Below are 11,944 nucleotides of genomic sequence, written 5' to 3' on the forward strand. Positions count from 1 at the left end.
TGCTCCGGGGTGTAGTCCAGTCGCACCGGTCAGGCCCCCAGCCGTACCGGCATCCGCTTGACCCCGGGCACCATGGTGGCCCGCATCCGGTCGACCTCGCCGACAAGCTCGAGCCGGGGGAAGCGGCGCAGTAGTTCCTCGAACATCACGGTGGCCTCCAGGCGCGCCAATTGCGCGCCGATACAGGAGTGTTCACCGCATCCGAACGCGATGTGCGGGTTGGGGTGTCGGGTGACCTTGAACTCTTCGGAGTCGGCGCCGAACACGTCTTCGTCACGGTTGGCCGATCCGTACAGCATCACCACCACCTCGCCTTCGGCGATGCGCTGACCGCGGATCTCGACGTCGGTGGTTGCCGTGCGGGCCATGTGGACCACCGGACTATTCCACCGCAACATCTCCTCGACGGCGCCGGGAATCAGCGCAGCATCGTCGACGAGCAGGCGGTACTGGTCGGGATGGGTGATCAACGCCAGCGTGCCGAGCGCGATCAGATTGCGGGTGGTCTCGTTGCCGGCCACCAGCAACAGAAAGGCGAAGTTGAGCAGGTCTTCGTCGGTGAGCCGGTCGCCGTCGATCTCGGCACCGGCCAGCACCGAGAGCAGGTCATCGCGCGGCTCGATTCGCCGCGCCCCGATCAGCTTCTGGAAATACTCGAACAGCTGGCCGGCGGCCACCAGCGGGTCGAGTTCGATCTCCGGGTCAGCGGTGCCGGTAGCCGCGTCCGACCAGGTCCGGAACTGCTCCCAGTCGTCGGGCGGCGCGCCGATCAACTCGGCGATCAGCCGGGTGGGCAGCGGAGCCGCGATCTTCTCGGCGAACTCATGTACCGAATCCTGTTCCAGACCGTCGAGGATGCCGCGGACGATCTCGCGGATTTTCGGCTCGAGCACCGAGACGCGGCGACGGGTGAACCCGGAGTTGATCAGCTTGCGCATCTGACGGTGCCGTGGCGGGTCGGTGAAGATCAGGCTGCCGGGCTGCACCGGGCTCGGCATCGCCGGGTCCGGGATGGTGACGCCCTGGGTCGAGGTGAACGTGGCCGGGCTGCTGGAGACAAACCGGATGTCCTCGTATTTCAGCAGCGCCCAGAAATTGGTGACGTCGTTCCAGCACACCGGCGCCGTCGCGCGCAGCTCGCGGTACGCGGGAAAGGGGTTGCCGGCGTAGAAGTCCGGCGAATGCAGTGGAACGGTCGAGGTGTACGCCGCGCGGGATTCCGTGTGCACCCAGACCTCCTCGACACCCGCGATCGTACATTTACATATGATCTGTCCGGTGCACTCTGTTTACTCTGGCAGCACCAATGATGTCAATATGCTTGCCGTTGAACTGAACTAGCAGCACCGAAAGGCGGCCCGAGAATCTTGAGCATTGACGACAGTGTCCCGACAGGTGTAGACCAAACGTTGAGCCACCGGACCGTCCAAATGCCCCGGATCTTTGAAGGAATCAACATGGCTGACCCACGCTCGCTGATCGACACCTACGCGGTCTACATCGATGGCCGGTGGGTCGATCCAGACAGACCTGCTGGGGCCGGGGGCCGCTACGACGACGTCAGTCCGGCCACCGAGAAGGTGATCGCGTCGGCGCCCGACCCCAGTCATGCCCAGGTCGAAAGCGCGATCGCGGCGGCCAGGAACGCATTCGACTCGGGGCCGTGGACCGAGGCCGGACCCGAGCAACGGGCCGGGTATCTCAACCAGCTCGGCGAGGCGCTGCTGGCGCGTGCCGACGATTTCTTCGCGTTGGCGCAGCAGGAATGGGGCTGCACGGCCAACGAGCGGGTGATCCATGTCGAGGGGCCGGCGTTCGCCGCGCTGAACGCTGCCGAACTCGCCACCGTCCCGGTCGAGGAGCCGATCGACGCATACGGCGCCGCGGGTAAGACACTGCTGCGCTACGAGCCGCTCGGCGTCGTGTCGATCCTGACGCCATGGAACTTCCCGCACACGCTCAACGTGATGAAAGTCTGCGCGGCGCTGGCCGCCGGCAACACGGTTGTGCTCAAGCCATCGCCGCTGGCGCCGCTGGCCGGCCTGGCTTTGGCCCGAATCATCGACGAGCACACCGATATTCCGCCCGGTGTGGTCAACGTGGTGACGCCGACCGACATCGAAGCCAGTAAGTTGTTGACCGTCGACCCGCGAATTGACATGGTCAGCTTCACCGGCAGCTCGGTAGTCGGTCGCGAGGTGATGGCCGCCGCGGGCGGGTCGATGAAGCGGTTGCTGCTGGAATGCGGGGGCAAGTCGGCCAGCATCGTGCTCGACGATGTCGCGTTGAATGACGAACTGCTGCAACGGATGTTGTTCGAGTCCTGTTCGTTCCACGCCGGGCAGGCCTGCATTCTGCACAGCCGGATGCTGCTTCCCGACACCATTCACGACGAGGTCGTCGATCGACTGGTCGCGTTGGCCCGGTCGGTGAAAGTGGGTGACCCGACCGATCCGGATGTGCAGATGGGTCCGTTGATCAGTGCGGCACAGTACGAACGCGTTCAGGCACACGTGAATCGGGCGCTCGACGATGGCGCCAAACTGGCCACCGGCGGCGGCCGGCCGGCCGGCTTGGATGGTGGCTACTACTTCGAGCCGACGATCCTCACCGATGTGACACCGGACGCGACCATCGCGCAGGAAGAGGTGTTCGGGCCGGTGCTGTCGGTGCTGCGCTACAGCAGCGACGACGACGCCGTCCGGATCGCGAACAACTCGCAGTACGGATTGTCTGGCGCGGTATGGGGAACCGACGTCGACCGGGCGCTCGCTGTTGCCCGCCGGGTTCGCACCGGCCAGATCGCGGTCAACGGATTCGGTCCGGGCGGTGCGCCATTCGGTGGGTTCAAGCAGAGTGGGATCGGCCGGGAAAGCGGCGGGATCGTCGGAATTCGGCAGTACATGGAGCCAAAGGCCATGGGACTGCCGGCGTGACGCGCGTCCACGACGAAGATGCCGGCGTTAGCCGGGGTTGTGGGGGTATCTCCCGGTGCGGGGGAGAGTGGCGCCAATGATGGGGGCGCTCGATGGGCTCCGGGTGGTCGAGATCGCCGACGAGATCTCGGGTCCGTACTGCGGCAAGCTACTTGTCGACCTCGGCGCCGATGTCACGAAAATCGAAGCACCAGACGGGGATCCACTGCGGCAGTGGGGGCCTTTTCCCGGTCGCCGGCCAGACCCGAACAAGGCCGGGCTGTTCGAATATCTCAACGCCGGAAAACGCGGCACGGTTCTCGACATCACTGGCGAAAGCGACGCCGCGGCCGCTCGCCGGCTGATCGCCGACGCCGACGTGCTGATCGACGGGTCAGCACCGAGAACCCTGGCGGCGCTGTCGCCAGCCGATTCGCGGCTGGTTGTCGCGCGGATCTCAAACTTCGGACAGCACGGACCGTTTCGCGATCGGGCTGCCACGCCGCTGACCATGCAGGCGATCTCGGGCTGGATCAGCGCACGCGACCCGGACCGGCCGCCGGTGCAGGCCGGCGCCCGGATCGCGGAATATGTGGCGGGCGCCTATGCCGCCCTGGGCGCGCTGACCGCGTTGCGTATCGCGCCGCCCGATCAGATGACCGAGGTCGACGTCTCGGTGCTGGAGGCTCTGCTGTCGACGCTGCCGTACCCGATGCTGATGTTCGAACGCATGCACAGGTTGGGGTTGCCCACCAACGTGCGTCAGTCTCCGATGCTGGGTGTGGTCCGTGCCGCCGACGGCTGGGTCGGGATCAACTGCCTGACCGGCCAGCACTGGCTTGACGTGTGCGCGATGGTCGGGCTGTCGGAGTTCGGCGAACAGCAGTTCGCGATCATGATGGGCGGTCCCGAGCGTGCCGAGTTCTACACGGCGGTCCAGCCGTGGCTGAACGAACGGACCGTTACTGACATCGTCGAACTCAGCCAGGCGCTGCGCATCCCGGCCGCGCCGGTCGCCGACGGCCGTGGCGCGCTGGACAATCCGCAGTACGCAAAGCGCGGGTTCTTCGTCGACGGCGGCGGCAAGGACTGGTCGTTCAGACGCCCCGGTCCGCCGTTTCGGCTGTCCGAGACGCCGGCGGCGCCGGCCCGTCCGGCGCCGCGGCTGGGCGATGAATCGAAAAGCGATCATCGACCGCGACGGCCGGCCGATCCGGTCGCGGATCCATCGCGGCCGTTCGCGGGCCTGAAAGTGCTTGACTTGAGCACGTTTTGGGCGGGCGGGTACCTTACCTGCTACCTCGGCGCATTCGGCGCCGACGTCGTCAAGCTCGAGTCGATCCAACGGCCGGACGGGTTCCGCTATTCGGGCGCCCAACCGTTCGAGGGCGAGGACTGGTACGAGCGCAGTCCGCTGTGGCAGGCCACCAACCTGAACAAGCGTGACATCACGCTGGACTTGAGCTCGCCGTCCGGCCGCGACCTCGCCCACCGGCTCGCTGCGCAGGCCGACGTCGTCGTGGAAAACTTCTCCCCGCGGGTGGTGGAGCAGTTTGGGCTGGACTACGAATCGCTGGCCGCGCTGCGCCCGGACGTGATCGCCGTTCGCATGCCGGGATTCGGCCTCGACGGCCCGTGGCGCGATTACGTGGGCTGGGCGCTGAACATCGAACAGGTCTCCGGCATGTCCGCGGTGACCGGCTACCCAGACGGTCCGCCGTGCAATGTGCAAGGTCCTGCCGACCCCATCGTCGGCGTGCACGCCGGGGTGGCGCTGCTCGCCGCCCTCGAGCATCGGCGTCGCACCGGCGAAGGCCAGCTGATCGAGGTCGCACAGATCGAAGTCGGCGCGGCCGTCACAGCCGAACCGGTGATCGAGTATTCGATGAACGGGGTTGTCGCTCCGCGCGAGGGCAACCGGCAGCGTGGCTACCGGCAGGGTGTCTACCCGACCGACAGCGACGACGCCTGGGTGGCGTTGTCGGTGCGCGACGACAACGACTGCTCGCGGTTGGCGCAGGCGATGGGTCTCCCCGACCTACCGGGCGACGACCACGACGCGTTCGACGACGCGGTCGCGGCCTGGACGCGCACGCGGCCCGCCGTCAATATCGTTGCGGCCCTTCGGCAAAATGACATTGCTGCTGAAGTGGTGACACGGCCCGAGCAGATGTACGAGCTGCCCGGCCTGGATGACCGCGGGTTCTACGAAGGTTTCGAACATCCGGTCAGCGGTCATCACCGCTATCCCGGATGGCCGTTTCGCATCATCCCCGGGCCGCTTCGTCACCACCGCTTCGCCCCGCCAACGCTCGGTCAACACAACGACAAGATCCTGGGCGGCCTCGGACTATCCCGCGATGAGCTCGATACCCTGCGCCGCGACCGGGTGATCGGCGAACGGGTGATGGGCACCTAGGTCAGGGGTGCGCAGCCAAAAACGTTTCGTTCGACATACCGATGGTCAGCTCGTCGACGTCGAAGGGCCGGCCGAGGCGGGCGCGTAACTTGTCGCGATCGGTCAGCAGGCTGATTTCGACAGTCTGGCGCGCGAACAGCCGACCGAAATACGGGTATAGCCAACGCATCAGCCTCCGCTCGGGACTGCTGCAACGCGCGGCGCAATAGCCGACATGGCCGATCTCGTCGGTGAGTATCTCGGTGTAGAGCAGATGGATCCGCGCTGCCACGTCGGGCTCGTCGGCGAACAGCTCGACTCCGATGCGACGCAGCTCGTCAAACATGATGCAACCGGCCATTTCTGCGGCACCGACGAGCGGGAACCCGAATCGCTCGGGCAGGAACACCTCCATTTTCACGAACTGGCGCATCACCATTGGCGGCACCACCACCTGGAATGGAAGGCCGAACATGTCCAGCACGTAGGCCAGCAGTCGGGTGTGGTAATGCTCCTCAAGGGCGAGATAGATGCGTTCGGGGGGCTGGTCTTCGCCGCCGATACGGCCGTAGGTATCACCCAGATCCACCCCAAATCGCTCCGCCTGGTTCAGTTTGGCGGTGGCCAACAAGAACAGGATCTTCGGATCGAGGTTCGAGTCGGGTCGGCGGCGTCGAAGATTGCGCAGGAACAGATTCCGGTCGATCGGATAACTCGAGCGGACCGGATCGGTCTCCAGTGCAGAGAAGAATTTCTCGCGGCTGCCCAGACGGCGGTGCAACAGGTCGGCGTCTCCGTCACGCCGTTCCAGAAACTCGCGATAGCCCTCGATACCTGTATTACTCATGGTGCCTCCGCGTCATCGTGCCTCTATTCCGTGAACCATCGTCGCGACATATCTGTCCAGTAGTTGGGCCCGGGCGCGGGATGGACCAACACCGGTAGCCAGCAAGGCGAACAGGCCGGTCAGAAAGAAAACTCCGAGCTCGCCCGGATCGGCATCGCGTGACACCCGCCCGGCCGTCTGGGCGCCGGCGAAGACGTTGATCAGGAACTGGGCCAACGGATGCTCGGCCAGCTCGTCTTCGACGGGCCGTGTCGCCGAGAAGTGCAATCCCAGCATGTCCCTGAAAACCACTGGGCCCAAGCGTCGTTCGGCTGCGAGCACCTGGCGCACCAGGAGGCGTAACATCGCGGTCAATTCGCCTGACTCCGTCGCATTGTTGTCCAGCCTGGCCACGATCTTTGCCTCTTCGGCTCGTTCCAACTCGACCAGCACGTGTTCCTTGGTGGGGAAGTGGAAGTAGAACGTGCCCCGCACCACTCCGGCCGCCGCGGCGATCGCCGCGACGTCCGCGCCCGCTAATCCGGACCGACCGATCTCGGTCAACGCGGCGTCAAACACGCGCGCACGCGTCGCGAGCCGCTGGGCTTCCCGCGCACCCAGACCGGGTGAAGCGATGTCGGTGGTCGGCGGCATGCGGCCACGGTAGCGAACTTCATTGGCACCCGTCAATGACGACCGTCAATGAAATTCAGGAGCGCACCGTCGACGGCGCCCACGTCCGCGCCGGGTACCCTGCTGACGTGCTGCTGACCTCGCTGGACCCCTCGGTTGTCGCGGGCGGCCATGATCTCGAGGACGCGGTCCGCTTCGGGGATGTGACGCTGAGCCGCAGTGACGTAGTCGGGGCCGCCAACTCGGTGGCCGAACGCGTCCGCGGCGCGGACCGGATCGCGGTGCTGGCCACGCCCACCGCGCCGACCGCGCTGGCCATAGCCGGCTGCCTGATCGCCGGGGTGCCGGTGGTTCCGGTACCTGCCGACGTCGGACAGGCCGAACGCCGCCACATCCTCACCGACTCCGGCGCGCAGGCCTGGCTGGGTCCGGTGCCCGACGAGCCGGAGGGGCTGCCGCACATCCCGGTGCGGATGGGCGCCCGATCCTGGCACCGCCAACCCGAGCCGTCGCCGCAGGACACCGCGCTGATCATCTACACGTCGGGCACCACCGGGCCACCCAAGGGCGTGCAGCTGAGCGGTCAGGCGATCGCCGCGGATCTGGACGCGCTTGCCGAGGCCTGGCAGTGGACCGCCGACGACACGCTGGTGCACGGCTTGCCGCTGTTCCACGTGCACGGCCTGGTGTTGGGCCTGCTTGGCTCGCTGCGGGTTGGAAATCGCTTCGTGCACACCGGAAAGCCGACGCCGGAGGCCTATGCGGCAGCCAACGGGACGCTGTATTTCGGTGTGCCGACGGTGTGGTCGCGGGTAGCGGCAGACCAAGCGGCCGCCGAGGCGCTGCGGCCGGCGCGGCTGCTGGTGTCCGGCAGCGCCGGTCTGCCGGTGCCGGTGTTCGACCAGTTGGTCGCGTTCACCGGCCATGCGCCCGTCGAACGGTACGGGGCCACCGAGTCGCTGATCACGCTGTCGACCAGGGCGGACGGTGAACGCCGTCCCGGCTGGGTCGGTCTGCCGCTGGCCGGTATCGAGACCCGCTTGGTCGACGACGACGACCGCCCGGTACCGCACGACGCGGAAACCATTGGGCGCCTGCAGGTTCGGGGGCCGACGCTGTTCAAGGGTTACCTGAACCGGCCGGACGCGACCGCGGAGGCCTTCGATGCCGACGGCTGGTATCGCACCGGCGACGCCGCGGTGATCGACGGCGACGGTATGCATCGGATCGTCGGTCGCGAGTCGGTGGACCTGATCAAGTCCGGTGGCTACCGGGTCGGTGCCGGTGAGATCGAGACGGTGCTGCTTGGCCATCCGGGCGTGGCCGAGGCGGCGGTGGTCGGCTTGCCGGACGACGACCTGGGCCAGCGCATCGTCGCGTTCATCGTCGGCGAGGCCGATCCGCAAGAGCTGATCGACTATGTGGCGCAACAACTTTCGGTACATAAACGGCCTCGTGAGGTCCGGCTGGTGGATGAGCTGCCGCGTAACGCGATGGGCAAAGTGCTCAAGAAGCAACTTCTGAACCAGGGCTGACCGCGCGGCGGGTGTGACACAAGCGTCGGTTTCTCTTACCGTCGTAATCGTGCAGAGACGCAGTCCGACGGCGGTGACGACTGCAGACACCACCGCCGCCACACCGATGCGACGCGTCGCCGCCGCGTGCCTGGTCGGCTCGGCAATCGAGTTCTACGACTTCATGATTTACGGCACGGCGGCGGCGCTGGTGTTTCCCACCGTCTTCTTCCCGCACCTCAGCCCGGCGCTGGGCACGATCGCCTCGATGGGCACATTTGCCAGCGCGTTCGTGTCGCGGCCGATCGGCGGGGTTGCGTTCGGCTACTTCGGCGATCGGCTGGGCCGAAAGAAGACTCTGATCGCGACTTTGCTGATCATGGCCGTCTCCACGATGTCGGTGGGTGCCGTGCCCAGCACGGCGACCATCGGAGTGGCAGCCCCGTTGATCTTGGTTGCGCTGCGATTGCTGCAAGGGTTTGCCGTGGGCGGGGAATGGGCGGGCTCGGCGCTGCTGAGCGCCGAATACGCCCCGGCCGGCCGGCGCGGCCACTATGGGATGTTCACGCTGCTCGGCGGCGGAACCGCGGTGGTGTTGTCGAGCCTGACGTTTTTGGGCGTGAACTTCACCATCGGCGAGAACAGTCCTGCGTTCATGCAGTGGGGGTGGCGGATTCCGTTCCTGATCAGCGCCGGTCTGATCGCGATCGCCCTTTATGTGCGGATGCGCATCGGCGAGACTCCGGTGTTCGTCGCGGAGAAGGCCCGAAACCTGGCCTCCAGAGCCCCGATCGCGGAGTTGTGGCGCTGCCAGCGCCGCGAGATCGCCCTTGCCGCTGGCAGCATCCTGGGCGGTATGTCCTTCGTCTACATGTCGAACACCTACCTGACCAGGTACGCCCACGCCGAATTGGGCTACACCCGTGGCTTCATCTGGGCTGTCGGTGCGCTGGGCGGGCTGGTCAGCATCGCGTTCGTCGCACTGTCGGCCAATCTGTCGGATCGATTCGGGCGTCGCCGGGTGATGCTGCTGGGCTGGGCGGGGTGTGTGCCCTGGGCGCTGGCGGTGATTCCGTTGATCGACACCGGCAAGTCGGTGCTCTACGCGGTGGCCATCGTCGGCATGTGCGCGATCGGCGGAATCGGTTCCGGGCCCACCGGAGCGTTCATTCCCGAGCTGTTTGCCACCCGCTACCGCTACAGCGGATCAGCATTGGCGATCAACCTGGCCGGCATCCTCGGCGGCGCCGCACCGCCGCTGGTTGCGGGCACGCTGCAGGCCACCTACGGCAGCTGGGCGCTTGGGCCCATGCTCGCGACCCTTGCCTCGGCCGGTTTCGTGTGCACCTATCTGTTGCCCGAAACCAGGGACACCACGCTGCACTCCGGTGGGTAGCGCCTAGTTGGCGTGCAGGTCCTCGTTGAGCGCGATACCGCGGCCGTCGCGGGACACCACTTCGACCGCGCCGGTCAATGAGTTACGACGGAACAGCAGGTTGCTGCTACCGGCAAGCTCACGCGCTTTGACCGAATTACCGTCAGGCAGAACGACTTTCGTTCCCGCAGTGACATACAGGCCGGCTTCGACGACGCAGTCGTCGCCCAGCGGGATACCCAGCCCCGCGTTGGCGCCGAGCAGGCAGTGCTTGCCGATCGAAATCACCTCGGTGCCACCGCCGGACAGCGTGCCCATGATCGAGGCGCCGCCGCCGATGTCGGAGCCGTCGCCGACCACAACACCCGCCGAGATGCGGCCCTCGACCATCGAGGCGCCCAGCGTGCCCGCATTGAAATTGACGAAGCCCTCGTGCATCACGGTCGTTCCGGACGCCAGATGTGCGCCCAGCCGCACCCGGTCGGCGTCGGCGATGCGCACGCCGGTCGGCACGACGTAGTCGACCATACGGGGGAACTTGTCCACGCCGTAGACCGCGACCGGGCCTCGGCGGCGCAGCCGTGCCCGCACCGTCTCGAAACCCTCGACCGCGCAGGGCCCGTGGTTGGTCCACACCACATTGGTCAACACCCCGAACATGCCGTCGGCGTTGAGCCCATGCGGGGCGACCAGTCGATGGGAGAGCAAGTGCAGCCGCAGATAGGCGTCGTAGGCGTCGGCGGCCTTGTCGTCGAGTGAGCCGATCACCGTGCGCACCACCACGGTCTCGGTGTCGCGCTCGTCGTCGCGGCCGGCCAGCGCGGCCAGCTCCTCGGGAACCTCGGCGACCGACAGCCGTGTCGTGCCGCTCTCGCCCGAGTCAATCAGTTCCGGTGCAGGGAACCAAGTGTCGAGAACCGATCCGTTAGCGGCCAGCGTTGCCAGCCCAATACCCGAAGCTGCAGTCACGCGCCCCACGCTACCCACCCACTACGCTGATACCGTGCTGGACCTACGCGGTGACCCGATTGAGCTGACGGCAGCCCTGGTCGACATCCCCAGTGAGTCGCGGCACGAAGAACGCATCGCCGACGAGGTCGAGGCCGCGCTGCGCGCGCAGACATCGGATTTCGAGATCATCCGCAACGGCAACGCGGTGCTCGCGCGCACCGCGCTTGGCCGGCCGACCCGGGTGCTGTTGGCCGGTCATCTCGATACCGTCCCGGTGGCCGGCAATCTGCCAAGCCGTCGGGACGCCGAATCCCTACATGGTTGCGGCACAACCGACATGAAGTCCGGTGATGCCGTCTTCCTGCATCTGGCCGCCACCGTCACCGCGCCCGCCCACGATGTGACGCTGGTGTTCTACGACTGCGAGGAAATCGAGTCAGCGGCGAACGGTTTGGGCCGCATCGAACGTGAGCTGCCGGACTGGTTGACGGCCGACGTGGCTATCCTTGGCGAGCCAACCGGCGGGTACATCAAAGCGGGTTGTCAGGGGACTCTGCGCATTGTCGTTTACGCCAACGGAACTCGTGCTCACTCGGCCCGATCATGGCTGGGCGACAACGCGATTCACAAGCTAGGTGCCGTGCTGGACCGGCTGGCGGCCTATCAGCCCCGCAGCGTTGAGATCGACGCCTGCACCTACCGCGAGGGGTTGTCGGCGGTGCGCATCGACGGCGGCGTTGCCGGCAATGTCATCCCGGACGCGGCGTCGGTGACGGTGAACTTCCGCTTTGCACCCGATCGATCGCCAGAGGATGCGCTGAGCCACGTCCACGGGGTTCTCGACGGGTTAGACGTGCGGATCGAACAGACCGACATGGCTGCCGGGGCGCTGCCCGGCCTTTCCAATCCCGCGGCCAAGGACCTCGTCGACGCGGCCGGCGGGCAGGTACGGGCAAAGTACGGCTGGACCGACGTGTCGCGATTCGCCGCCCGGGGGATCGCCGCGGTCAATTATGGGCCGGGCGACCCCAACCTCGCGCACACCCGCGACGAGCTGGTGCCCATTCACCAGATCACCGACGCCGTGACGATGCTGCGGGGATACCTGAGCCGCTAGGTGCGCTGCGCCTGCGCCGTCGCGTCGGCCGCCGCGGGATGCAGCCCCCGATCGGACAGGTCAGTGGCCACGTCGGCCAGCGCGGCGGCATCGCCGGCGGCCAATGCCCGGGAGTGTGCCAGCGTCAGCCGGCCCAGCACGCAGTTCACTTCGACCGCCAACCGTTCGGCCCGCTGTACCGCGCGCACGTCGCCGAGCCGGGCCGCGTCCTGCAG

At 66.7% G+C, this 11,944-nt stretch carries 9 protein-coding genes and 1 pseudogene; 5 read left to right on the forward strand and 5 right to left on the reverse strand.

What is annotated here, in order from left to right; genetic code table 11:
• Positions 1–29: 29 nt before the first annotated feature.
• Positions 30–1,187: a cytochrome P450 gene (locus WAO18_RS00765; RefSeq protein WP_422203068.1), complete on the reverse strand. Its 1,158-nt coding sequence runs from the start codon at positions 1,185–1,187 to the stop codon at positions 30–32.
• A 270-nt stretch (positions 1,188–1,457) separates the two neighbouring features.
• On the opposite strand from WAO18_RS00765, the gene WAO18_RS00770 reads away from it, so the two are divergent.
• Together WAO18_RS00770 and WAO18_RS00775 are read left to right on the forward strand one after the other, a co-directional pair.
• Positions 1,458–2,936: an aldehyde dehydrogenase family protein gene (locus tag WAO18_RS00770; RefSeq protein ID WP_422203062.1), complete on the forward strand. Its 1,479-nt coding sequence runs from the start codon at positions 1,458–1,460 to the stop codon at positions 2,934–2,936.
• A gap of 76 nt (positions 2,937–3,012) precedes the next feature.
• Entirely contained in the window at positions 3,013–5,334 is a 2,322-nt protein-coding gene (locus tag WAO18_RS00775) for a CaiB/BaiF CoA transferase family protein (protein WP_422203063.1), read from the forward strand.
• Between the two features lies 1 nt (position 5,335).
• Here WAO18_RS00775 and WAO18_RS00780 read toward each other — a convergent pair whose 3' ends face one another.
• Positions 5,336–6,160 carry a hypothetical protein gene (locus tag WAO18_RS00780; protein WP_422203064.1) on the reverse strand — a complete coding sequence of 275 codons (825 nt, stop codon included), beginning with the start codon at positions 6,158–6,160 and terminating at the stop codon, positions 5,336–5,338.
• 12 nt (positions 6,161–6,172) lie between these two features.
• Positions 6,173–6,793: a TetR/AcrR family transcriptional regulator gene (locus tag WAO18_RS00785; protein ID WP_422203065.1), complete on the reverse strand. Its 621-nt coding sequence runs from the start codon at positions 6,791–6,793 to the stop codon at positions 6,173–6,175.
• Between the two features lie 107 nt (positions 6,794–6,900).
• Here WAO18_RS00785 and WAO18_RS00790 point away from each other — a divergent pair, with 107 nt between their 5' ends.
• Both WAO18_RS00790 and WAO18_RS00795 read left to right on the forward strand, forming a co-directional pair.
• Positions 6,901–8,307 carry an acyl-CoA synthetase gene (locus WAO18_RS00790; protein ID WP_422203070.1) on the forward strand — a complete coding sequence of 469 codons (1,407 nt, stop codon included), beginning with the start codon at positions 6,901–6,903 and terminating at the stop codon, positions 8,305–8,307.
• 106 nt (positions 8,308–8,413) lie between these two features.
• Entirely contained in the window at positions 8,414–9,682 is a 1,269-nt protein-coding gene (locus WAO18_RS00795) for an MFS transporter (RefSeq protein WP_422203071.1), read from the forward strand.
• A 3-nt stretch (positions 9,683–9,685) separates the two neighbouring features.
• On the opposite strand, the gene dapD is transcribed toward WAO18_RS00795, so the two are convergent.
• Positions 9,686–10,639 carry a 2,3,4,5-tetrahydropyridine-2,6-dicarboxylate N-succinyltransferase gene (gene dapD / locus WAO18_RS00800; protein WP_422203066.1) on the reverse strand — a complete coding sequence of 318 codons (954 nt, stop codon included), beginning with the start codon at positions 10,637–10,639 and terminating at the stop codon, positions 9,686–9,688.
• Positions 10,640–10,664: 25 nt separating this feature from the next.
• Between dapD and dapE the strand changes: the two genes are divergently transcribed.
• A complete protein-coding gene (gene dapE, locus WAO18_RS00805) occupies positions 10,665–11,729 on the forward strand; it encodes a succinyl-diaminopimelate desuccinylase (protein WP_422203067.1) in 1,065 nt (354 codons plus the stop codon).
• Here the strand turns inward: dapE and WAO18_RS00810 are convergent.
• Positions 11,726–11,944: pseudogene (locus tag WAO18_RS00810) on the reverse strand (AAA family ATPase); the annotation flags it as partial. The gene dapE and the pseudogene WAO18_RS00810 sit on opposite strands and share 4 nt — an antisense overlap.

Source organism: Mycobacterium sp. (assembly GCF_049278535.1).
GTDB lineage: Bacteria > Actinomycetota > Actinomycetes > Mycobacteriales > Mycobacteriaceae > Mycobacterium.